At 51.9% G+C, this 21,309-nt stretch carries 22 protein-coding genes and 4 pseudogenes; 16 read left to right on the top strand and 10 right to left on the bottom strand.

Annotated features, from left to right (window positions below; all coding sequences use genetic code 11):
* Nucleotides 1-507 precede the first annotated feature (507 nt).
* Nucleotides 508-1,545, bottom strand: a complete 1,038-nt coding sequence (locus tag ACZ5C7_RS02765; RefSeq protein WP_464375085.1) for a sensor histidine kinase — start codon at nt 1,543-1,545, stop codon at nt 508-510.
* Between the two features lie 733 nt (nt 1,546-2,278).
* On the opposite strand from ACZ5C7_RS02765, the gene ACZ5C7_RS02760 reads away from it, so the two are divergent.
* The 3 genes from ACZ5C7_RS02760 (at nt 2,279) to ACZ5C7_RS02750 (ending at nt 3,885) form a co-directional block, all read left to right on the top strand.
* A complete protein-coding gene (locus tag ACZ5C7_RS02760; RefSeq protein WP_464375084.1) occupies nt 2,279-2,539 on the top strand; it encodes a hypothetical protein in 261 nt (86 codons plus the stop codon).
* Nucleotides 2,540-2,605: 66 nt separating this feature from the next.
* On the top strand, nt 2,606-3,496 hold the full coding sequence (locus ACZ5C7_RS02755; protein ID WP_464375083.1) for a ParA family protein: 891 nt from the start codon (nt 2,606-2,608) through the stop codon (nt 3,494-3,496).
* A complete protein-coding gene (locus ACZ5C7_RS02750; RefSeq protein WP_464375082.1) occupies nt 3,493-3,885 on the top strand; it encodes a DUF7970 domain-containing protein in 393 nt (130 codons plus the stop codon). The genes ACZ5C7_RS02755 and ACZ5C7_RS02750 overlap by 4 nt, the downstream gene beginning before the upstream one ends.
* A gap of 446 nt (nt 3,886-4,331) precedes the next feature.
* Here ACZ5C7_RS02750 and ACZ5C7_RS02745 read toward each other — a convergent pair whose 3' ends face one another.
* Together ACZ5C7_RS02745 and ACZ5C7_RS02740 are read right to left on the bottom strand one after the other, a co-directional pair.
* Nucleotides 4,332-4,658 carry a TRAM domain-containing protein gene (locus ACZ5C7_RS02745; protein WP_464375081.1) on the bottom strand — a complete coding sequence of 109 codons (327 nt, stop codon included), beginning with the start codon at nt 4,656-4,658 and terminating at the stop codon, nt 4,332-4,334.
* A gap of 297 nt (nt 4,659-4,955) precedes the next feature.
* On the bottom strand, nt 4,956-5,093 hold the full coding sequence (locus ACZ5C7_RS02740) for a hypothetical protein (RefSeq protein WP_464375080.1): 138 nt from the start codon (nt 5,091-5,093) through the stop codon (nt 4,956-4,958).
* A 441-nt stretch (nt 5,094-5,534) separates the two neighbouring features.
* On the opposite strand from ACZ5C7_RS02740, the gene ACZ5C7_RS02735 reads away from it, so the two are divergent.
* The 3 genes and pseudogenes from ACZ5C7_RS02735 to ACZ5C7_RS02725 all read left to right on the top strand — a co-directional run bounded on the left by ACZ5C7_RS02735 (nt 5,535) and on the right by ACZ5C7_RS02725 (nt 9,057).
* Entirely contained in the window at nt 5,535-6,809 is a 1,275-nt protein-coding gene (locus ACZ5C7_RS02735; protein ID WP_464375245.1) for an orc1/cdc6 family replication initiation protein, read from the top strand.
* Nucleotides 6,810-7,693: 884 nt separating this feature from the next.
* Complete coding sequence (locus tag ACZ5C7_RS02730; RefSeq protein WP_464375079.1) at nt 7,694-8,359, top strand: helix-turn-helix domain-containing protein; 666 nt, start codon at nt 7,694-7,696, stop codon at nt 8,357-8,359.
* A 2-nt stretch (nt 8,360-8,361) separates the two neighbouring features.
* Nucleotides 8,362-9,057, top strand: a pseudogene (locus ACZ5C7_RS02725) (hypothetical protein).
* Nucleotides 9,058-9,174: 117 nt separating this feature from the next.
* Here the strand turns inward: ACZ5C7_RS02725 and ACZ5C7_RS02720 are convergent.
* A complete protein-coding gene (locus tag ACZ5C7_RS02720) occupies nt 9,175-9,750 on the bottom strand; it encodes a hypothetical protein (protein WP_464375078.1) in 576 nt (191 codons plus the stop codon).
* Between the two features lie 469 nt (nt 9,751-10,219).
* On the opposite strand from ACZ5C7_RS02720, the gene ACZ5C7_RS02715 reads away from it, so the two are divergent.
* The 3 genes from ACZ5C7_RS02715 (at nt 10,220) to ACZ5C7_RS02705 (ending at nt 11,806) form a co-directional block, all read left to right on the top strand.
* Nucleotides 10,220-10,744: a DUF7342 family protein gene (locus ACZ5C7_RS02715; RefSeq protein ID WP_464375077.1), complete on the top strand. Its 525-nt coding sequence runs from the start codon at nt 10,220-10,222 to the stop codon at nt 10,742-10,744.
* A gap of 69 nt (nt 10,745-10,813) precedes the next feature.
* The gene (locus tag ACZ5C7_RS02710) at nt 10,814-11,275 is read left to right on the top strand and encodes a hypothetical protein (RefSeq protein WP_464375076.1); all 462 of its coding nucleotides are present in this window, start codon (nt 10,814-10,816) and stop codon (nt 11,273-11,275) included.
* A gap of 324 nt (nt 11,276-11,599) precedes the next feature.
* Entirely contained in the window at nt 11,600-11,806 is a 207-nt protein-coding gene (locus ACZ5C7_RS02705) for a hypothetical protein (protein WP_464375075.1), read from the top strand.
* A gap of 81 nt (nt 11,807-11,887) precedes the next feature.
* On the opposite strand, the pseudogene ACZ5C7_RS02700 reads toward ACZ5C7_RS02705, so the two are convergent.
* A pseudogene (locus ACZ5C7_RS02700) lies at nt 11,888-12,180 on the bottom strand (hypothetical protein); the annotation flags it as partial.
* Between the two features lie 66 nt (nt 12,181-12,246).
* Nucleotides 12,247-12,486, bottom strand: a complete 240-nt coding sequence (locus ACZ5C7_RS02695; RefSeq protein WP_464375074.1) for a hypothetical protein — start codon at nt 12,484-12,486, stop codon at nt 12,247-12,249.
* Nucleotides 12,487-12,920: 434 nt separating this feature from the next.
* On the opposite strand from ACZ5C7_RS02695, the gene ACZ5C7_RS02690 reads away from it, so the two are divergent.
* The 3 genes from ACZ5C7_RS02690 to ACZ5C7_RS02680 all read left to right on the top strand — a co-directional run bounded on the left by ACZ5C7_RS02690 (nt 12,921) and on the right by ACZ5C7_RS02680 (nt 15,576).
* Entirely contained in the window at nt 12,921-13,886 is a 966-nt protein-coding gene (locus ACZ5C7_RS02690) for a transcription initiation factor IIB (protein WP_464375073.1), read from the top strand.
* Nucleotides 13,887-14,189: 303 nt separating this feature from the next.
* Nucleotides 14,190-14,843: a type 1 glutamine amidotransferase gene (locus tag ACZ5C7_RS02685; protein ID WP_464375072.1), complete on the top strand. Its 654-nt coding sequence runs from the start codon at nt 14,190-14,192 to the stop codon at nt 14,841-14,843.
* 271 nt (nt 14,844-15,114) lie between these two features.
* Nucleotides 15,115-15,576 (top strand): response regulator, encoded by a 462-nt coding sequence (locus tag ACZ5C7_RS02680; protein ID WP_464375071.1) that lies wholly within the window; start codon nt 15,115-15,117, stop codon nt 15,574-15,576.
* Between the two features lie 61 nt (nt 15,577-15,637).
* On the opposite strand, the pseudogene ACZ5C7_RS02675 reads toward ACZ5C7_RS02680, so the two are convergent.
* Nucleotides 15,638-15,738, bottom strand: a pseudogene (locus tag ACZ5C7_RS02675) (IS5/IS1182 family transposase); the annotation flags it as partial.
* A 44-nt stretch (nt 15,739-15,782) separates the two neighbouring features.
* Nucleotides 15,783-16,439: a helix-turn-helix domain-containing protein gene (locus ACZ5C7_RS02670; protein ID WP_464375070.1), complete on the bottom strand. Its 657-nt coding sequence runs from the start codon at nt 16,437-16,439 to the stop codon at nt 15,783-15,785.
* Between the two features lie 85 nt (nt 16,440-16,524).
* Here ACZ5C7_RS02670 and ACZ5C7_RS02665 point away from each other — a divergent pair, with 85 nt between their 5' ends.
* The gene (locus ACZ5C7_RS02665; protein WP_464375069.1) at nt 16,525-17,328 is read left to right on the top strand and encodes an SDR family oxidoreductase; all 804 of its coding nucleotides are present in this window, start codon (nt 16,525-16,527) and stop codon (nt 17,326-17,328) included.
* Nucleotides 17,329-17,639: 311 nt separating this feature from the next.
* Nucleotides 17,640-18,131 (top strand): annotated as a pseudogene (locus ACZ5C7_RS02660) (MOSC domain-containing protein).
* A gap of 113 nt (nt 18,132-18,244) precedes the next feature.
* On the opposite strand, the gene ACZ5C7_RS02655 reads toward ACZ5C7_RS02660, so the two are convergent.
* Entirely contained in the window at nt 18,245-19,429 is a 1,185-nt protein-coding gene (locus tag ACZ5C7_RS02655) for a trans-sulfuration enzyme family protein (protein ID WP_464375068.1), read from the bottom strand.
* A 206-nt stretch (nt 19,430-19,635) separates the two neighbouring features.
* On the opposite strand from ACZ5C7_RS02655, the gene ACZ5C7_RS02650 reads away from it, so the two are divergent.
* Nucleotides 19,636-19,959: an antibiotic biosynthesis monooxygenase family protein gene (locus ACZ5C7_RS02650; protein WP_464375244.1), complete on the top strand. Its 324-nt coding sequence runs from the start codon at nt 19,636-19,638 to the stop codon at nt 19,957-19,959.
* Between the two features lie 83 nt (nt 19,960-20,042).
* On the opposite strand, the gene ACZ5C7_RS02645 is transcribed toward ACZ5C7_RS02650, so the two are convergent.
* Complete coding sequence (locus ACZ5C7_RS02645) at nt 20,043-20,222, bottom strand: DUF7511 domain-containing protein (RefSeq protein WP_464375067.1); 180 nt, start codon at nt 20,220-20,222, stop codon at nt 20,043-20,045.
* A gap of 707 nt (nt 20,223-20,929) precedes the next feature.
* On the opposite strand from ACZ5C7_RS02645, the gene ACZ5C7_RS02640 reads away from it, so the two are divergent.
* Nucleotides 20,930-21,265 carry a pilin gene (locus tag ACZ5C7_RS02640; RefSeq protein WP_464375066.1) on the top strand — a complete coding sequence of 112 codons (336 nt, stop codon included), beginning with the start codon at nt 20,930-20,932 and terminating at the stop codon, nt 21,263-21,265.
* Nucleotides 21,266-21,309: the final 44 nt, after the last annotated feature.

The raw sequence follows: 21,309 nt of genomic DNA, 5'->3' as shown, positions 1-21,309 counted from the left end.
ATATTGGCGGATAATCTCGATGATTGGGGAAAATTCAATCTAAAACTGACCTATCCTCCGAAACTCTGGGATCGTCAGACCACCTTGTTCAGTATAGCGGTATAGAGTATACAGAATTGGTCGTGGCTGACTAGTGATCAAGAGAGAATTGCAAGCCCAGATCAGCCCGCTCGGACGAGACTACAGCTATGAGGCCCTGAGGATGAGGACGACACTCGCACAATTGCAGAACTTACCTCAGGAACTACCAAGGCACCATCGTCCGGAAAACTACCAATGCACTATCGTCCGGAAAATTTAATTCAGGCACAATAGTCACCTTAGTCATACGAGGTAGCTTGCCTACCTGCAGTAGGTACCTATTCTCAGAACCAGACGAATACCTATTACGGATAAGGAAAGACAAGGGGCATCATAGACGTATTCCCACGGTATTTATTCCACAAACTCTCACGGAGAGTAATCGGTAAGTAAGGCTGTAGGACGAGTTATTCACCGGCGAGAAGACTATCCGAGTTGAGTAAGTTCAACGTGAAATTCTGTCCCTGTTGGGTCATTTTTCGTGACCGTAATATCCCCATCATACTGCTCGAGTAAGGTTTTTACAAGATAGAGTCCAATACCGGTTCCTGAACTGTTTATCCCTTTCTGTCCTTCTTTGAAAAGTGAATCTCTCATTTCGGTGGAGATTCCTGGGCCGTTATCCGCGATGTGAACGGTCACGTTCTCGTCCCGTTGCTCGACACGGATCTCAACGACAGGCTCATCCTTATCGTTGTGCTGTACAGCATTATTCAAGAGATTACAGAAGACAGAAGAAAGCATCTCGTTGGCTCTCACTTCGACATCCGGAATTTCGCCAACGACCGTGAACTGCGCTTGTGGGAAAAATTCGCGTCGCAGTTCAACCTCTTGTTTGAGGATGGCACGGAGTGAAACCGGTTTGATTTCCATCTCCGCACGATTTGCGATGGTCTTGGCGTAATCCCGGGCAATCTCGGTAAGTTCCACGACGTGATCTGCAGCCGACATCATCTTCTCTAATATGGCTTCTCCGTCGTCATCGACGTACGCTTCAAGCAATTCGCCCCACCCGAGGAGAATACTTAAATCGTTACGAATGTCGTGACGGAGAACGCGGTTGAGTGCTTCAAACTCTTGCTCACGGTGCTTTTGACTTGTAATATCCGTACAAATACCGGCAATTCTTTGCAGAGTGCCATCACTATCTCGTATCGGAATTTGTCTTGTATGGACCCACCGTACTGTCCCATCTGGATGAACAGATCGACTCTCGTATGATTCCTCAGAGATTTGCTGAGGAGCTGCTTCCATATGTGACACAACTGTTTTAACGTCTTCCGGATGGATTTGATCGAGCAGGTTGGACGGGTCATCCTGAATGGTTTCGGCGGAGATACCCCAAATATCCTCGGCACCGGCACTGACGTGTTCAAACTCTCCCAGATCAGAAACGATCCAGATAGCTATGCCATCAAGGTAGTCAACGAGCGACTGAAAATCCGGCTCCGCTGACTTGCTCATGAATTGAATGGGAGAACTCATAATACCATTAAAAAGCCTTTGGCGAGGATGTCAACAAGCTAGATAGCTACAGTACTAGACGATTCGTGAATGCCCTGTACTACTCGAAAGAAGTAATCCAGATTGCGTGGGATCGGTTTTATGACACCCTCTAGATAATGGTAGCCAATGAGAGTTACCTAAACGGCATCAGTGACACTTGACATCCTCCCCGCGTGAAGCCGAGGCTTTCTCCTCGATTCTCCGTAAACATCGATGTCACTGCCACACTCGAGGCAATATAGGTTGATCTGATCATCTGGATAGTACAAAAAATCGCGAGCGTCGTTCACGATCGAGGATCCTCAATCTGAACGTTACCAGAGTGGGGATAGCTCCCGAAGTTCCAATAGTTACCTTAGCCAAGACAGCTACCGAATACATGCGAGCTGAGCCACAATAGGTAGAATAGTCACCTATTTCTACTGAGTTGCCTGTTTAACCTATTTTCCTATCTGCCCCATATAGATCCCACCTGAAGAAGACATGGAAAGAGGTGGGCGTGTGACCGCAGTATTCGGACGAACGGCCGGGACACGTAGAGAAAAGCGATTCAGAGACCAAGGTATTGAACTCGAATAGAAATTTCGGATAAGCATGTGTTGAAAATTCGTATATCGACCCCACTTTCCACAATAGGTACATCAGCTGCAGTAGGCACATAGCCCCCACCCCCACAACAGAGACGAGAGACATGGTATCCTCAATAGCTCCAACATCTCCTACACCTTCAACAGATTCAATAGACCCAGTAGGCCCAACAGACTCAATAGACCCAGTAGGCCCAACAGACTCAATAGACCAAACAGACCCAATAGCTCCAATAGCTCCAATAGCTCCAATAGATGAGCTGCCTTCAATACAAAACCTTCCTAAGTCACCTATTGTACCTTTAGTAGCTATTCCCGGTAGTTTTAAGCCCATCAACTGTCATGAATCTCTCGTCCAGCAATGAAATCTCCCAAGGCTACAATAGGCACAATAGATACCTATTATGGATAGGGAGTGCGCAGATTTAAACATGGAAATAGATAGAGACACGCCACAGGCAGTGAGTGTAGTAATATTGAAAGGTGGGGTTGGAAAATCAACGACGTCCATGAATCTTGCACGGCAACTTGCAGAACATGGCCGAACACTATTTGCTGACCTCGACCCAAACGGGCACGCGACCAATGGGCTAGGATTTAGGGAGGCCTATCAAAGCGACACGAATCTCGGAGACGTAATCCTCGAGGGCAACGCAACCCCAGCCGACATTATTCAATCAACAGATCACCAGTTCGATTTACTCCCGTCGTCAAATACCCTCGAAGACGTCGAAAAGGATCTCGCGGGCGCGATGCAGGGGTCGGCTCGAGTCAAATCGAAAATAGTCGATCCGCTCCTCGGTGAGGAATACGACTACGTCGTCTTTGACTGTCCAGCGTACCCGGGCATGCTCAACAACAATGCACTCGTCGCGTCGGGAAACGTCATGATACCAATCGAACCAGGGTCGAGTGCAATCGGTGGGTACAAGAGAACGATGGAGCGACTTATCGAACCCGCACGCGAGTACATCGACGTTGACGTACTCGCCGTAATTCCGAACAAACTCTCGGACCGAATCGACCAACAAACGGAGGATCGGGAACTTCTCGAGAATTTGAATACGGCGAGTTACGAAGTCAACGAGGGTCAACCCCTCCAAGAGGCAGTCCCATCCTTTGCTCGTATTACAGCGGAGGAGTTTGAGCAAATTGATGCCGGTGAGATTCAAACACCAAAGCCAGGGATTCGACACCGGTCTGCATTATCCCGTTCGCTTCAAGAAGACCAACCACTGCAAGATTACGATCCGGACAACGACCAGATACAATACTATCAGGAACTCGCTGAAATAGTCGCAAACGGAGGGCAGGTGAAATGAGCAATCCGTTTGATGATCTTGAGAGCAACGAAAGTGACGATACTGAAGACGAGAGTGAGTCGACCTCGAGTTCCGACACTGACTCAACGACACAAGCGGAATCAGTGCAATCCGAACCTGTACAAGAAACAACCACAGAATCGAAGCCGCCAGAAAAGTCCGGCCCCGGGTTCGAATATAGTGAAGTCCGTCAGAAGCCACTGTATGCCCGCGACGAAACTTGGGATGAACTCGAGGACAAACTCGGTATTCAGGTGACACCAGAACTTCGCCGGATGGAAATTCGAGACGAAGAGACTCGAGAAGTCCACGATGCAGTTCTAAAGGTAGCGCTTGATCATATTGATGAAGTCCCAGAGCAAATCTTAGCAACTCGCGACGAATCATAGCAGATGGCGATACGTTCTATCCGAACAAAGAGTATTTGAGAAGCAAACCCGGCGGTATCGAACTCAACTGAAGTGAGTGGACCGAAAACTGATTTTCGAGAAAAGGACACACCTCTATCGATGTGTTTGGATCAAGGGTATCCTGCGCCGTCATTGTCACTCACACTAAAACTCGTACACTCTCGATAACCTATTCTATCTGAATTTGTTAGAGAGAAAATTACCGACATCTATTCAACTCATTCGTTAGTTAGCATCAGTGCGTGAGAAATAGGAAAACCCTTAACAGCTATTAATTATGCAAATCTCCTCAAGGGCACCGGGGACACACCTCTATCGATGTGTTTTGACCAGTTGTGTCTCCATTTGATCCGGCTTTTCTACAAGGAAAGCAGGGCGAGCACCTCGGGGACAAGCCCAGAGGTACTTCATTGAGTTGCACACAGCTACGATTCCGTATCGACAAGTTCTGCTTGGCCGTATGTATCATCAACAGAAGTCACACGGACTGTAGTCTGAATCGCAGAGATATCTTCCTCGAGAAACAGAACAAATCCGCCTTCCGTCTTACAAACGAGGGTCCCATCAGGTTTCTCGTCGACGATATCAACAGTGATGGTCTCACCTGGTTCGGGTTTCCCACTCAGCGATTCGCCGCATCGCCAACAAGCAGAAGAATACTCTGCAGCTCCTTCCGGTGCGTTTTTTGCGCCACATCGGGCTGTATCACACTTGATGAACGTATCGTGCGTTCTCGGATGGTAGCGTCCCACATCTCTCCTTCGCTGTGGTGAACCAAAAACATAGCGTCAAGCAGTGCAAGATGTCAACAAAACCAGAGAGGAAAACAGAGACACACCCCTCTATCGATGTGTTCGCGCCCTCGAGAGAGGGGTGGGGTGTTGACTGACAAAAAGGGAGGGAAAACCATTTGAGAGGCTTAGAGACAGCAACTAGCGCCGAGAAGTCCTGAGAGTTTGTCTTCGATCGTCACGTTCACTCTTTCTTCTTCTAGCTTTCTAGAACAACACTCACACACACCTCTATCGATGTGTTCGATGTGTTAGCGGTCAATCCTTTCCGTTCTTGGAAGGCGGATCTATAATTCCTTCTCTCAGTGCCTGAATTCTGCTCTCAACATCCGGTACAGCGGTGATTGATTCGAGTGCCGCTGAGGAACCAACCTCTTCTATGAGATTTCTCTCCATAGGATTCTATAGAGAAACACATCGATAGAGGGGTGTCTCTCCCCCCGCCTAACAATCTCTTTTCCTCGATCCGTCTTGACAGACACATCGTTAACAGCGTGTCTATGGTATTTATTCCATTTTTGAAATCGCAATATCTGGTGAAATCACACTCTCAAACGCCGGATCACACATCGACAGAGGTTGGCAACACTTTTGACCCTTGACGGACTCTACCATAGCATGGTCACTGACGACTCTGAGAGTTCTCGGGAGAAAGAGGAGCTTTCAGACTATACGGAGACAACGCAATCTGATTTTCTTTCAGATACTAAAACGGAAGCACAGGAAGACGGTCCTCCTTCTGATAACTCTACTAGTTTGTCCGACCAGGAAAAAACGGATTCCAAGCCATCATCTACTAGCAGTGAGCCGGCGGCCGATCCAAAATCAATCGAAGATATGTTACTCGAGTTCGACGAACAAGCAGGACTCATCCGTGACCGGTCTCTCCTCGATCCAAATCACGTCGTTTCCGAAGATCGAATCGTTGGCCGCGATCACCAACTTCAGGAAGTAACCAAGATGCTCCGTGTCGCCCTTGGCGATAATCGTCCCCCAAACCTCTTTCTCTACGGTCCGTCAGGGACCGGAAAATCCCTCATCACGAAAGCAGTCTGTAAGAATATTGGCCAAATCTGTAAAAAGCGAGATCTTCGATTTGGAACGATCGAGGTTAATTGCCAAGACCTAGACACTCTTGGGGTTGCCATTTACGAACTCGCGTGTGAGGCGGCGGACGAAGCTAGCGCCGAGGTAACAGTCCCGAAGCATGGCGTTGCGACGAAAGAAAAGTGGGACGAACTGTATCGTATCGTCAACGAAAACTTCGATTCCGCCGTATTCGTTCTCGACGAACTCGACATGCTTGTCGGTCGGAGAGATAAACAAGAACCAGCCTTCTCTCGACTCCTCTATCAACTCTCTCGAGCTGGAGCAAACAATGAACTGACCGCTCATATCTCCGTTGTTGCCATTTCCAACGACACGAAAATGATGGAATCTGTCGGAAGTCGCGCCTTGAGTTCGTTTACTCCAGAAGATGTCCATTTTGATGATTATGATGCGAATCAGCTCCAGTCGATCCTCCACCATCGACAAGATGCGTTCTTCGAGGACGTCGTCGATGATGACGTTATTCCGCTAGTTGCGGCATTTGCGGCGCAGACACACGGCGATGCACGGAAAGCAATTGATCTCATACGAGTCGCCGGCGAGCTAGCGGAACGGGAGGGCGACGATCGCGTTCGCGAGGACCACGTTCGCGAAGCACAGGACAAAGTCGAGAAGAACCGAGTTCTCGAAGTCGTCCGGGGTATCAGTACGCAAAAGAAGCTTTGCCTGTACGCGAGTGCGGCCGTTGCGGCCGAGGTGGACGATGAAACAGCTCGAAGCACCACCGGGTACCGTGTCTATCAGTTCCTTACTGAATCAATCGGCGCTGACCAGTATCACCAGGAGACCTATGTTAATAAGATGAAGGAGATGACGACGTACTCGCTCGTCGATTTCGAGCGCCGGAGTCACGGCCCAAGCTCCGGAATGTTCCTCGAGTTTCAGTTCGCAGAACGTCCTGAAACCATTCTCGAGACGCTTGAGGAAGACTCGAGGATCGATATGGTCTCACACGAAGAAGTAGAGAGCGTTGTTAAGGCTCAGGTTCGGAACAATTCGTAATGCCTTCTTCGTGTTGCGTTGATTTGTCGAATCACAGTTCGAAACTTTTTGCTCGACAAACTAGTTTTACTTGGTGATATTCTTGACCAATATCGAACAGACACCTCTATCGATGTGTTTTTGCCGATGATTCCTAGCAGCACGTTTCCCTCCAATTGGGAGAACGGCTGTCTACGATCATTTCGTCTGGACCAGCGGGATCCGCGGGCCGGACGCTTGCCGGCAAGTGCCCCGCGGTCAAACACTATCTGCGCTCGACGATCACGCGTTTGAAGTGTATAGCAGTCAGCGCCGATACAGAGCCGGGCGTGAGTTGTCTCGAGGCCACGCTCGAGGGGTGATGCTGGGCCCCTATGCGCCGATACAAGTCCCATTCGGCGTTTTCTCATTTTTGGGATCGGGCGTAGCATTTTGCAGAGAACAAAGTCTGAAACTGGTTTCCAACAGGAATTAGTATGTCAAACTGGCGAGAAGGTTAATACCAATGCGATCGAGACATACAAGTGCGAACGGGGAGGATGGGGGGAATCTGTTGTTGCTAACAGACCGGTTAACATAATTTCATCTTCTTCCCGGACGCACTTTTCAGAGGCACGTTCATCCAATTGAGACTCGATCTTTTGCGTTCGACAGTTGATATGGGAAGCGCGGGCAGATACCTCGATGTCCGTAGAACGAGACAACAATCGTCCGTACACACCGGCATGCAGTAAACGACCACGGGTCAGTGACCCGTGGAACTCTCGCTGCTTCTTCTAGTAGGGAAGTGACCTGAGAACCAATTTTTCTTTGTGGTGTGACTAAGCGAAGACACGTCAATCTAGCTGCAGACCCATACGAAGAGTAATTCTTTTGAGTGTTGCACACAATTGTGCGACCATAGGATGTACGAAGTATGTGGCGAGAAAGAACTCAAGGTAATCCTCGCGCTTGATCCGGGTGACTCCATCTCGGGCGTCGCACGGAAGATCGATGAGAACCGGGAGACTATCCGTCGAGTCGTGAACCGGGTTGAGGAGGCTGGGTACGTCGTGTACGATGATGGCCTCCAGCTCGTCGATCAGACGATCCGAGATATCGGACTCGAGTTTCTGGCCACAGCAGCAACTACCTCACCACCGTCGATCTCAGAAACGTACATCCTCCCGCAGTTCGCAGGGATGGACTACGCGTTCACCGCCATCGATGCGGTTTATGTTTGGACTCGAGGTGGCTATCAAGTCGCTCGCGATCCAGAGGACTATCCACTGTTCGTCGCCGTTCACGAGTCTGAATTGGATGCTTGGACGGAGTTCTTCACTCGATTCGGGATTCCAACTACACAGGAACGACAATCCACTGAAGACCTCGATGGAGCTATACAGGTCGTCCTGGAGCCGCGACCCCAGATCAAGACGGAGATGGTCGACGGACGACCCGTTATCCCACTCCAAGAAACCGTGGCGTTCGCGAACGAGTATTACGCGACTTTCGAGTCGGCACTCGATATGCTCGGACGAATGTACGACGATGTCGACACTGACACAACCTACCGGATGGAGTCAGCCTGACCATGAGTCAAGAAGACCGCAGTGAAGCACTCATCGAAGTGCTCGAAGAACTGGAGCAGTCAGACATTGAATTCGTCCTCGTTGGCGGGTACGCGATCAGTCAGTTTGAGACGTGATTCTCGACCGATCTCGATCTCGTCATCACCCCGCACGACTATGACGAAGTCGTTGCTTTCCTCGAAGCACGCGACTTCGAACGACAGGCGGATCTCAAAGTCCCACCGGAAGAGTCCATTTACAACCGTGAAATCGAACTCTTTGAACGAACCTAGGGACTGCCCCACCCGGTCGGCGTGGACATCCTCGTGAACGGTCTAGGTTGTCGGCAGACCGAAGCAGAGTGGTCGTTCGACTATCTGTGTAAGCACAGTTCCCCAGCGACGATTTCGGGAGGGACCCGGTCAACGACTGCACGAGCAGCTAATGGGGAGGTGCTCGTTGCCGCAAAGCTCCATAGTGGCCGGAAAACGGATCTCACTGATGTTCTCGCCGCAATTCCATCAATCGACCTGTGCATGGTCGAGTCTCATCTACATCGTGGAAATGCTGATGCCCTTCGGGAACAGCTCAGTGACGCACACGCGTTCATCGAAGAGGGTGGACTCGATCACCGATTCAAGAGTCTGTTCGGCCAATCATCGGCCTCGGCCGAGGATATCGAGACGTTCCTCGAACTTCTCAAGCGACAACAGCAGTGAGACACCGTTCACTGAGACATCAGTAACTATGGTATCTGGACCCTCTCTGCAGAGAAGACGGAGCCAAGGGGAGTACCGACGAACATGCATGCGTCGACAGATTCAGTACAGGTCTCGTTAGTTCTCAGGCATCGTTACCCGAAGCTCACCGTTAACTTCGTAGAGATAGCCTCGATCGATCAGCCGGGACAGTGCATGGGCCGCATCTCCCTCTTCGAGGTCTAACTCCTCAGAGCTACGAAGGACCTCGAGTGCGTCCTCACGCGGAATCGACTGTCCGTCTTGATAGTCCTCTGCGTTGCGACTGTGAGCAGTCAGGATTTCGTACGTGTTCAAGATCCAATCTGGAAGCGGTGGGCGTGGATCAGTGAGGTCGTTCATCTCAGCGCTATACTCCATCTTCGCGGTCAACTCGGTTAAGAATATCCCCCGAAAATTGGATTGACTCCGTAGGTGGTCAATCTCGAGGGTCTCCTCGCTCGGGCTTCGGTGTTCGATCGACGGCGACCCCTTGCCGCCGCTCGATACCGCAACGTCCCAGTACGTGGCGTGGGTTTCGTCCCCACTGCCGAATCCACTATTCCCCCGTCGAGCCACCGACGCAGCGACCTTGTACGTTCCCGCGGAATCGAACGTGTACATGTGGAAATACCGCCCAAATTCGGCGAAGTACGCGCTCGTCCATGGCCCCATCCAGGCCCCGGTGGATTCGCCGTCGACCCACCAGTTTACCTCGTGGCTTTCGTCGGGGAGAGAGGAATCAATTAGCAGTCACTCAAAATTGTGACCTGTGTATCGATGTGTTCTCAGCGCTTTGTTCAGTAGGCTGTGGAGTTAGCGCAGGTGTCCCCTGTGCGATCGCTGCTGGAGCATTTGGTCTTGGAGCTGCAGTCGTTTGTCCCGCTATTGTGGCGTCACTGTGTGCATACTATGCAGTTTTTAGGAACATTCCACGAGCAGAGGAAGTCATCAAGCATGACGTCTCACTCTACATATCATGCATGAGAATGGTGATCTAACTCTGCATATTCGCAGTCGTTGTCGATTCTGATCAAAACTGTAACCATCAGTTGGGGTTGACTCTTCTGAAGAGGTAGGTAACTGTGTCTATATTATCGAGAAGTGGGCAAATTATTTGAGTTTTGGCCACGTATGTGTTCTAATGACCTCACAACCCGGATCTTGGAAGGAAAAAACGAGTGGACGTGAGCGCGTCCGCATGGTGGTTGACACGCTCAACGAGCCAACGACTATCAATAATATCGCAGAACAAGCGGAGGTTGCGTGGGAGACCGCCGATAGCGAGGTCGACCGACTTAAGACGGAAAACAAAGTCCACGAAAGGGACGATGGACTCTATGAGCCGAATCCAGTCCAACAGTTCCTCGACCAGATTCTCCAACTCATCGAAGACCACTCAAAGTCGGAGCTTGAATCACAACTCCAAGAGTATCAAGAGCAAGTAGAGGATCTCTCGGAGGAGTACGGCGCACCCTCTGCACAAGAGTTGCGAGAGCAGTTGACCAACGATGATGTCTCTGCCGAAGAAATGCGAGAGATACGGAACGTCAGCGATACGTGGGGGGCACTCGAGTTGGAGATTCGACTCCTGAAAAACGCTCTGCAACTCTATGATGATCTCTCCCAACTGTCTCAATCAAACGGAGAAACGCCAATTACTGTATGACCGCTATTCACTGCCACCACATAGGTGATCTCTATTCCTCTATTTCTCGTTAATTGGATGCGGCCTGGGATGCGCACACTTCACCGGATCCGCCTCGTCCGTGAATTGCAGAATGATAATCGATTTGACACCGTTGAGTTTCGGCTGGCTGAGCCACGGGAATCAGGGAGTTACCGTGTAGTCGGATCTACGAAGACACAATGGATTCTCGACGATCCCACCTACCCGTCAACCGATGCACGCATTGAAATTGGATTTACGGACCCAAAGCAGAACAGTAATTCTTGGTACTGGTTCAACTGGATCGAGCCGGAGCGATCGTTCATGCTTGGCTGGCATCGAGATGACGACCATCCGAACCTCGGACCAACTCACGTGCAAATCAATCAAGGGCAGTCTGCTGTTGCTCGAAAATCCGCTGAAACCATTGATAGCCACCCAGGAGCGATCTTCCACAGGAGACTGGACCAAATCCCCAGTATGCTGAAACGGATTTCGTGGGATGGTGATCAAGCCATCGGGTTCAATTGACATCCTCCTCCGCCTTCAGGCGACGAATCCCTAGTCAAGCGAATCAAAGATTTCCGTTCATCACAAATCTTCGATTTGTGCAGCGTTTGGATATTACAGTTTGTATACTTCCTGTTCTCTCGATATAGGTTACGACAGTTCAACGAATATTGGATCTCCTACTCGATAAGAGCTATCAGTGGGACTTGCGCTACCAATACGCCAGTTTGCCCTTTTGTGGCTTTGTTGAAATCCTACTATTTCCACACTATCTGCAGTGGAACAACCACTTAGTAGGTGCGCGAACCTACCGCTATCTATGCCATACTCTCAATCCGATAATGTATGGTGTTTAACTTCTTCTGGAATATACTCTCGAATATGGGCGATAAGAAGCCGAACAACCCACTATCACCGTACTATCCATCTGAGACCCCCGATCTTTCGGGGAACGTCCCTAAATGGATCGCAATTGGTGTCGTACTGTGGGCAGTGTTCTGGGGCGGTTGGATACTCCTTGCCACTCTTGGAATTGTCTCACCTCCAATGTAACAGAGATAGCGTCAATAGAGGGTAACCAGCACTGCGTTACTTGCTTCACCTGTACTGATCAGATTGGCACAATATGCCGGTTCATCTTGGTGGAAGGGCGTCACCATATTCTCCGTTAAGGATTTCGGAACAATCAACGGAAATACTGGTCCACGCGTTCTTCACAACCTCGTACCCAGTCCAACCTTCCGTCCGAATCATCTCCACGGTTGCCTCGCAAAATTCAGGCTTTGAGATGAGATCGTTGTCAATCAGGATGTAGAGGAGCCACGGTGGTCTGACAACGTCAATATCGTACGCGTTATCGTCAATGAGACGCCGAATTGAACGTCTCGCAGCAGCGTCAAGATCGATACGATCTGACACGAAGAAGCATGCTCAGAAAGCTCCTGCTTGAGCGATTGCTCACCTGCGTCTGGTCCCTGCGGGCGGGGAGGATGTCAATCGACGAACCAATCCCCCCATTTTCCGTTCTTGGATCGTGTCTTCTCGAGCGTCGGTGATACCTTGACATCCTCCCCGTCCTCGAAAAGCGGAGCTTTTCGGTTGTGGTTCGGGACGTTCCGCGTCTCGTCATCAAGCGAGACCTCCGGTCTCGCGGACAGCGAGGGATCTCCGATCCCTCGAGCAGTCGGCGTAAAGCGCCGACGACCTCGCGGAGCGAAGCTCCGCTTAGTCACGAGAGACGTACGTCTCTCGAACGACAGCGAGAGCTTCGCTCTCGCCATGCCGCTGAAGCGCGAGGATTTTCTCCGTAACAATTCGTTCGTCTGTCGAGTTGCCTTTTCTCGAGAAATTCCCCATTGACGATAGTATCACTATTAGGATGAAGACGGACATTGGTAATTTCTGTGTTATAACACTGCTGAATTCCCTCATTATCGTCTCGGTAAGATAGTCGGTAAATACCGTTGATAGTGTACAGGGGGCTGATTTGGGCCAATAGGATGGTTCGTCTCCAAAGAGATTTTAACGAACTTCCATCCGTCATATCTGCATCACTAAATTAGAATTTTAGTGTTCATGAGCGTATTCCGAGATAAAATCGGATTCAAAGAACCTCACGACACCGCGTAGTCTTTAACTTTCTGGAGAAATAGTTTACAACAGACTAATGGAACGCCCAACTCGTCAGAAAGAGCGCGAGACGGAGACGACGGACGAAACAGCAGAACAGGAGGGCGTTCGGACCTGTCCGGAGTGTGATTCGACTTCGCTTGTTCGAAGCCCAGATGAAAGCGAGGTGAGTTGCGAAGACTGCGGATTAATCCTCGAAGAGGAATCGATTGACCGAGGGCCGGAATGGCGAGCGTTCAACCACACGGAACGGGACAACAAGTCTCGAGTCGGTGCGCCAACGACCCAGACGATGCACGACAAGGGGTTGACGACGACAATCGACTGGAAGGACCAAGATGCCTACGGCCGATCGATTTCGTCGGATAAGCGAAGCCAGATGAACCGGCTTCGAAAATGGCAAGAGCGCATTCGGACGAAAGATGCTGGTGAACGAAACCTGCAGTTTGCCCTCTCCGAAACCGATCGAATGGCGTCTGCACTCGGTGTTCCCCGATCGATCCGCGAAGTTGCCAGCGTTCTCTACCGACGTGCGCTCGAGGAAGACCTCATCCGTGGACGCTCTATCGAAGGTGTGGCTACGAGCACACTCTATGCCGCTTGTCGGATGGAAGGTGTCCCTCGATCACTCGAAGAAGTCTCTGCGGTTTCGCGGGTTGAGCAGAAGGAAATCGGCCGGACGTACCGATATGTCGCACAAGAACTCAGCCTCGAGATGAAGCCGGTCGATCCGAAAAAGTACGTTCCACGATTCTGTTCTGAACTCGAGTTACCGGAGGAGGTACAGGTAAAAGCTAACGAAGTAATCGACACTTCAGCAGAGAAGGGATTATTGTCTGGCAAATCCCCAACAGGATATGCTGCGGCTGCGATTTACGCGGCCAGTCTCCTTTGTAATGAAAAGCGAACTCAGCGAGAGGTGTCTGACGTAGCTCAGGTGACTGAGGTAACTATTCGAAACCGATATCAGGAACAAATCGAAGCGATGGGGCTTCATTCGTAGCCGTCAGGCGGTGAAACAGAGTTCGCTCACGTTCCAGATGAGGGAAGAACTCTCGAACGATGGTTTGCCTACTGTGACATCCTCCTCGCCGTAACCGGGCGAGGAAAGAAACACGCAACGAATCTAGTATCTGAGGTTCCCCTCCTTCGGACGCTCGTTCGATAATAGGCGGAAATACGAAATCAATAGAGAATCCGGTGTAGATGGCCGGACGGTTGTAACGAACGATCGGCAATTATTGAGTATACGCGAAATATAAGGTCCCTTCAGACAGGAAGACTAGAATACGTGTCTGTTGCCGATATGGGTTCATTAGAGTTGTACGTGGTTCGCAATGAGGTCGATCCGGAGTGTGAGTACCACTGTGACGCGTTGGCAGCGGCGTTTCCCACAGCCGAGGAGGTCGATTTCGTTGGGGGTGAGCGTGTCCCCCTCGACGCGGCGGACGGCGTCGTCTTGACCGGCAGTACGGCCGCCGTTTACGAGTCCGACAGCCGTCCGTGGATTGCCCAACAGGAGGAACTCGTCCGCGAACTCGTCGACCGAGAGATTCCTGCCCTCGGTGTCTGTTTCGGCCATCAGGTCGCCAATTCGGCCCTCGGTGGCACTGTCGAGGAAGTTGGAACGACTGCGACGCTCGTCGAGACGACACTGGCCGATGACCCGCTCTTCGACGGCGTTGAGCCCGTCGTCGTCTCCCTCCATAGCGACGCCGTAACGGAACCGGGGAGGGGGATGGAGATCATCGCGTCCGCTGATCACGCTCACGTGTTCGGGACTCGCCACCGGAGCGCACCGCTGTGGACTGTACAGTTCCATCCGGAGATCACGGCTCCACACCGTGACAGCCTCGTTACCGACTTCGGATGGGAATCAACGCAGTTCTCATTCGAGGACGTCAGCGCGGGACAGGTCTTCGAGAACTTTGTGAGGCTTGCCCGCGAGGCAACGACATAGCAGGCCCTGTTGCAATGGAACTATTGTCTCTGTTGAAAGCCTCTTCTTTAGACACTTACTCTCGTGAAGCGCCTCCTCACTACACGTGCGAATGGATCGTTGTTGAGTTGTGTGATTGTTTAGGTGAAAATGGTGCTTATATATGTAGAGTCCCTTTTTCGCAGCATTACGAGAGATCTTGCACTATGTGTTCTCTCCGAGAGGAGAGGGTCGGTGATTGGATTCAGAGCGGTATGGTCGCATCACACATTCCACACTCGTGACGCCCACTATGAGTAACTCTACCCAGTCACGTTCCGATGAAACGCTCGAAATCCTCCTCGTTGAGGACAATCCCGGCGATGCACGTCTCACTCAGGAGGCTTTCAAAGAAACGGACTGTAAGTCAACAATTCATGTCGTTATCACCGGGGACGAGGCCTTGGACTTTCTGACCCAGCAGGGTGCGTACGAGTCAGCGTCGTTCCCGGATCTCGTTCTCCTTGATCTACATCTCCCTGGAAAAGACGGATGGGAGGTTCTCGAAGCGATCAGAGACGATCCACAACTCAGGCCCCTTCCCGTAATCATGCTCACGAGTTCCGAGGCCAGCGAGGATATTGCGAGGTGCTACAATGCTCAGGCCACTGCCTACCTGACGAAGCCGATAGATCCCGCCGAGTTCACTGCACTGGTAGAGGCGGTCGAGCAGTTCTGGTTCAAGCGAGTACAACTCCCCCCACTCCCGGAGTAATTTTCTCGCTTCAACTATCGACGGAGTGACTCAGTGGTATATGTATCCCCTGTACTGATCGTTAGAGGGTGCGCTCGAGATTTTGGACAACGCACACAAGAGGAGTTCCCGAAACTGTTTCCACCAGCGTCGTGAACGAACGAACGCACCGTATTCTCGCTCGTCGTCATCTGTAGGACATCATCATATTTTCCAGCCCATCAGCCTCAAGAGAACTGTGACCGGATTATCCGGGCTTCGGCTTTCCGTAGGTGTTCAGCAATGGTACTTGGCGCACAGTCCAATTCCGCGGCAATATCTTCCTGACTGGTGCTCCGAGGGATGTCGTAGTAGCCCAGTTCCACTGCCGTTTCGACAACTTCGCACTGGCGGTCGGTGAGATGGCCCTTGATAACAGCCGTCGTGCCAGCGAGACTGCCTACTGCTTCGATAGTCACCTCAACCGGAACAGAGATAGCTTCGATTGCATCCTGTACCTCGTCGTCAGGACCGAACACCGAGAGCACCACTGTCCCATCAGGCTCGTATTCGATGGGGGGGACGACAATAAGGCCGCCAGAAGAGATGGGACTGAACATCTCTTGAAGCGAATCGGTCGTCGCGTCCCGGACGTACACGTAGCACGACCGCTCGTCGATACGTTCAATGTCGTAGCCGACGACCTCCGGAATCTCTTGCATCGCTCTTTCGAGCGCGTCAGCGTCGCCAACAACGTAATGGAGGATGCCCAGTGCGTCTCCGGTATAGTTCCACTGTACTGCCGTCGCTCGCTCGACGAACGATGCCTCGGTCATCACGCCGTACATCGGGTGGATTTCACCTGCTCGTCCATGGGCCGTGATGCGCACCCGGATGTGTTTCATCGAGCGATAATACGAGGTCACTTACTTAAACCCGCCGAGCAGACTCGGCAATATCCATTCGGTCCGGTGGAATGAACCATCTCGTATGATCCAAACGCTGGTGACCGGCGCAACTGGAACACTCGGAACGGCACTCCGACCGCGGCTCACGGCAGCGGACCACGCTGTCCGGGCGGCGAGCCGCTCGCCTCCCGAAGAAACCAGGGTGGAAGTTGACTGGGTGGAACTCGACTTGATCGAAGGCACGGGCCTCGAGTCGGCGCTCGATACCGTCGATGTCGTCATCCACACGGCGACGGCCCCGAGGGGTGACACAGCGGCGGTTGACGTGCAGGGGACGAAACGACTTCTCAAAGCGGCCGAGGCAGCCGACGTGGAGAACGTCCTCTATCCTTCCATCGTCGGTATCGACGACATCCCCTTCTCCTACTACGAACACAAGGGTACCGCCGAGACGGTAGTCGAGGAGAGCGATATACCGACGACTATCGTCCGTGTGACGCAGTTCCACTCGTTCATCGCGGAACTGTTGGATTCGGTGGCGAAACTTCCGCTGTGGCCCCTTCCGACGAACGTACAGATCCAGCCCGTCGATGTCGGCGAGGTTGCGGATATCATCGTGGATCACGCGACGCTGACAGCGAGTGGACGAACTGACCTCGTTGGTGGTCCCAACATCCACTCAGTAGGGAAACTCGCACAGGCGTACCGTAATGCGCGTGGCCTACGACGTCCGATCATCAGATTTCCCATCCCTGGCAAAACGATGGCGGCGTTTCGGGCTGGCTATGCGACCTGTCCCGATAACAGGGTCGGGACAGTCACCTGGGAAGAGTGGCTCGCGGAGCGATATGCGAGCGGAGCGGACGAACCTACCACTCGTGCGTAGTCGTCACCGTGATCGCCGATACAGTGACGGAAGCGTATTTTTGCTGCAGTGGGTCAGCCACCTACTACTGACAGCTCTCCACGGGCTGGTTCACGTAGCCGTTCCCGCGTGCCCGGTACGTGCTGTGTCTCTTGCACGACTTTCGAAACACATCTTGCAACTGGCAGATACCCCATTGGTCAGTACAGGTGAGAGCGGTACCAGCAGAGCCATCAATCTGTCTTCTGACTGTCAAGAATCGCATACTGATGTCGCCTGTCAACTATACCCATATCCGAGTGTTTATACTGTGCTAAATGCGCATAGCACATATGACCGGGAGTGGAACTGTCGAACGGATTTTTATCACACCTGAAGCCGAAGCGGAAATGGAAGAACAGACCGACGTTGAAGCAGTTGCTGGAAAGGGACTTCGAGGTGATCGTTACTTCAGCGAGATTGAGACGGGAACCTTCGTCGAGTGGGAGCCAGATGAGGAACGCCACGATGGGTACGACCTCACGTTGATCGAGCAAGAGGCTGTAACAGCAATTGAACGTGAAGCGGGCATCGAACTCGCACCGGGAGAACACCGACGAAACATCGAAACCCGTGATATTGCACTCAATCATCTCGTTGGATAACGATTCCGAGTCGGTGACGCCATCTGTCGAGGGGATCGGCTGTGTGAACCGTGTAATCATCTTCAGCGCATCACTCAGGACGGCGTATTGCAGGCGCTCACTCACCGAGGTGGGCTCCGAGTGGACATTCTCGAAGATGGGATGATTCGCTCCGGAGACGTAATCGAACCGGTCGAATAACCCGCACTCTCTCGTTTAGAAACAGTTCGCATTCCCGCTTGTGACTGCCACATCTGGTGGACAATTGACCCGCTTGCGGATCGGGATGGTCGGGAGGAAAGGGGAACGTGCGCCTACGATAGCGCCGTCCGCAGATCCTCGCAGAGGTCATCGGCGTCTTCGAGACCAACGGATACCCGGACCAACGTCTCGGGAATCTCCGCTGACTCCTCACTACGACTGAACTCGTCCGGGATCATTAGTGACGGTACCTCAACAAGGCTCTCGACTCCACCGAGACTAGCTCCCGGCGTGAATACCTCAAGTCCCTCGATGAACGCCTCAAGTTCAATGAGTGTGCCATCGAACTCAAAGGACAGCATCCCACTGTACCCCGACATCTGCTCACTCGCAAGATCGTGTTGCGGGTGGCTCTCAAGGCCCGGATAGTGGACACAAGCGACCCGATCGTGGCTTTCGAGGAACCGGGCAACTGCCATCGCGTTCTTCTCGTGATGTTCCATCCGCGCGGGCAGCGTCTTGATGCCTCGCGCAACGAGGTAGCAGTCGAACGGCGAAAGCATATTCCCAAGTCCGACCCGCTGCGCGAACGCTAATTGCTCGAAAACACCATCGTCATCGGTGATAACAGCACCGCCGATCGAGTCGGAGTGCCCGTTGAGATACTTGGTAGTGCTGTGAATGACGATGTCAGCACCTAGTTCGAGTGGGGCTTGGTAGTACGGACTCGCAAAGGTACTGTCTACGCCGAACAGAGCATTATGGTCATCGGCGATGTCGGCTATCGTTTGGATATCGCACAACCTAATCAAGGGGTTCGACGGTGTTTCTGCCCAGATCAAGTCAGTGTCTGCGTTGACTGTATCGGCGACGTTGTCGGGGTCACGGGCGTCAACAAAGTCGATGTCAACACTGAGATGTCCGGCCACGTATTCCGTGAGCAGTTTTTCGGTTCCGCTATAGATGGTGTCCGATGAGACGACGTGGCCTCCAGGGGGGACCAGCGACAGCATCGTCGTCGATGTGGCGGCCATTCCGGAGGCGAAGGCCAACCCATGTTCGCCGCCTTCGAGGCGGGCTAACTGCGCTTCGAGGGCTGCCCGCGTCGGATTGCTCTCGCGCGAATAGTCGTGTTCATTGGTGCCCTCCCCGCTAGTCCACTCGAACGTAGTCGAAAGGTGGATCGGCGGGACGACGTCGTTCGTTCCATCTCTGTGAGGATGCGTCTCGGTTCCAGCTGCGCCGACTGCGATGGTTGCGAATCGATTCCCGTCGGATTGACTATTGTGTCGTGTCATCAGATACTCACCACGAGACCTACTCGGACCCGATTTAGAGGGGTGTTCATAGGAATGTTTTCAGTTGCGAAGGTTAGGTGTGAAGTTCCCGGCGAAGGTGGCCAGAAACCTAAATCCGACTCGGGTGTGTGTCGGCGTGTCGTTGCTTGCTAACCATTGTATGCTCCAAGGGGAGGCATCTTGTTCGTGTGGACGAAGGCACAGTCATGACGTATTTGGTTATGTTCCGCCTCGATCCCGGGGAGTACGACGCAGAGTTTCATGAGTTGAATGACGCGATACAAGCGGCTGCTGAGGACACGGAAGGCTATCTCGGTAAGCGAACGTGGCACGCTCCAGAGAGTGAGGAGGTTCTCGTCGCATACTACTGGGAGTCCTTAGGCGCGCTTGAGACGTTCGGCGCATATTCAGAACACAAAGAGGCGAAACAGCGGTGGACAGAGTGGTACGATGCCTATGAGGTCACCGTTACGGAAGTCATCGAATCGTACGGAAGTGGGTTTGGCGACGACGTAGACCCGCCTGCATAGGAGTATCACTGTCTCGTTTGATTGGCATACTCAGCAACGATGCGATAAGTAAGCATCTGTAGTTATCGCTCAGTGCGGAGGAACTACTGAATATCTTCTGAGTAGACATATGCACCTTCCTTAGCAAGAATCCACTTCGTACGTAGTTCTTCTTTAGCTACGTTTTTCGGAAAGAGTATACACTCATCGGCTCTAGTGAATCGCCATACTTCGTCGGATTGTAGGTCTTGCTGTCTTCCTGAGACCAGCCAATGATTCGTCATTACCGGATTCCTCAGGGTGCAGTCACGATCGAACCCGTGTGACGCCTCAAGCGACGTGATCTCCCACGGTGTAAGTCGCCGCCATCTAGTGGTTCACCAGAGCCTCCAGAATTAGAACTCGAAAGTACTGGTAGAAGGTGCCCAGATCTATGTCTTAATCCACTTCAATTCAAGCCAAGTGTCAATGTATTCTAGTTATTTACGAGATTTTACTGATACTGATTTCATGCTATTCCCTAATAGAAACTATTATGTACATGAGATAATGAGTCTTTAGTGCTGAACTTTAACGGAGGAAAGAATGATCCGAAATACCGTCAATACAACTAGTTCGGTCATGTCTATCGACGCGTTATTTCTAAGATGGACAACCAGCATCAGTCCGTTCGGGCTCATTCGTGAGGTTATGACTAATCGAATAGTCCATCGCAACAGCGACCGTCAGGATCTTGTCGTACTTGTCGATCAACTCCTTTGCGACCGTGGATACGACATAAGTATCCTGATTGAACTGACATCTCCTACCGAGGGCATCGAGCTACAACATGAAGAGCAAGCCCCAAATTTCCACTAATATGAGTAATGGAACCCCCTCTGACTCGCCGGATAAACCCGCTAACCGACCTGATGAGTCACCGACGCTGTCGACTCGTACACGTCACCTGTTCGTCCGCGTTTCTCCGCGGATAGTCTCGATCGCCGTGTGGATGGCCTTCTTGGTTGTCATCACTGGCTCAGTGTCCGCACAGTCGGATGTCGGCGATGTTTACTGTGGAACGGGCGTCGCAACTGGGATTACAATCGTGTTCGGGGCGATTGCTGGACTCGGACTCCCTGCAACAGGCTTCTATGTCTGTCGAGCTGGCCTCTCGTACATGCGTGCGGGTGGAAATCCCGAGAAGAAGAATAACGCCAAGGAGAGACTGGTCATGTCGGGTATTGGGTTCGGAATTATCGTCCTTGCCCTTATTTCGCCGGAACTTATCGACAACGTCGGAAGCCAAATGGGATTCAACTTCTCCGATTGTGTGAAGCCCTTCTAATCCACCGACTGGACCACTCGAAAATCACATCCCCCACCCACTGC

The sequence above is a fragment of the Halostagnicola alkaliphila genome, from assembly GCF_055379965.1.
Note: the sequence above shows the minus strand (reverse complement) of the source record. Positions and strands in the feature narration are given on the sequence as shown.

Coding starts and splice junctions, on each gene's coding strand:
- ACZ5C7_RS02710 (WP_464375076.1), top strand. CDS start 10,814: ATGCGCACACTTCACCGGATCCGCCTCGTCCGTGAATTGCAGAATGAT.
- ACZ5C7_RS02735 (WP_464375245.1), top strand. CDS start 5,535: ATGTTACTCGAGTTCGACGAACAAGCAGGACTCATCCGTGACCGGTCT.
- ACZ5C7_RS02720 (WP_464375078.1), bottom strand. CDS start 9,750: ATGGGGCCATGGACGAGCGCGTACTTCGCCGAATTTGGGCGGTATTTC.
- ACZ5C7_RS02730 (WP_464375079.1), top strand. CDS start 7,694: ATGTACGAAGTATGTGGCGAGAAAGAACTCAAGGTAATCCTCGCGCTT.
- ACZ5C7_RS02765 (WP_464375085.1), bottom strand. CDS start 1,545: ATGAGCAAGTCAGCGGAGCCGGATTTTCAGTCGCTCGTTGACTACCTT.
- ACZ5C7_RS02665 (WP_464375069.1), top strand. CDS start 16,525: ATGATCCAAACGCTGGTGACCGGCGCAACTGGAACACTCGGAACGGCA.
- ACZ5C7_RS02655 (WP_464375068.1), bottom strand. CDS start 19,429: ATGACACGACACAATAGTCAATCCGACGGGAATCGATTCGCAACCATC.
- ACZ5C7_RS02750 (WP_464375082.1), top strand. CDS start 3,493: ATGAGCAATCCGTTTGATGATCTTGAGAGCAACGAAAGTGACGATACT.
- ACZ5C7_RS02690 (WP_464375073.1), top strand. CDS start 12,921: ATGGAACGCCCAACTCGTCAGAAAGAGCGCGAGACGGAGACGACGGAC.
- ACZ5C7_RS02670 (WP_464375070.1), bottom strand. CDS start 16,439: ATGAAACACATCCGGGTGCGCATCACGGCCCATGGACGAGCAGGTGAA.
- ACZ5C7_RS02685 (WP_464375072.1), top strand. CDS start 14,190: ATGGGTTCATTAGAGTTGTACGTGGTTCGCAATGAGGTCGATCCGGAG.
- ACZ5C7_RS02705 (WP_464375075.1), top strand. CDS start 11,600: ATGGTGTTTAACTTCTTCTGGAATATACTCTCGAATATGGGCGATAAG.
- ACZ5C7_RS02650 (WP_464375244.1), top strand. CDS start 19,636: ATGACGTATTTGGTTATGTTCCGCCTCGATCCCGGGGAGTACGACGCA.
- ACZ5C7_RS02740 (WP_464375080.1), bottom strand. CDS start 5,093: ATGGAGAGAAATCTCATAGAAGAGGTTGGTTCCTCAGCGGCACTCGAA.
- ACZ5C7_RS02760 (WP_464375084.1), top strand. CDS start 2,279: ATGGTATCCTCAATAGCTCCAACATCTCCTACACCTTCAACAGATTCA.
- ACZ5C7_RS02755 (WP_464375083.1), top strand. CDS start 2,606: ATGGAAATAGATAGAGACACGCCACAGGCAGTGAGTGTAGTAATATTG.
- ACZ5C7_RS02680 (WP_464375071.1), top strand. CDS start 15,115: ATGAGTAACTCTACCCAGTCACGTTCCGATGAAACGCTCGAAATCCTC.
- ACZ5C7_RS02715 (WP_464375077.1), top strand. CDS start 10,220: ATGACCTCACAACCCGGATCTTGGAAGGAAAAAACGAGTGGACGTGAG.
- ACZ5C7_RS02645 (WP_464375067.1), bottom strand. CDS start 20,222: ATGACGAATCATTGGCTGGTCTCAGGAAGACAGCAAGACCTACAATCC.
- ACZ5C7_RS02640 (WP_464375066.1), top strand. CDS start 20,930: ATGGCCTTCTTGGTTGTCATCACTGGCTCAGTGTCCGCACAGTCGGAT.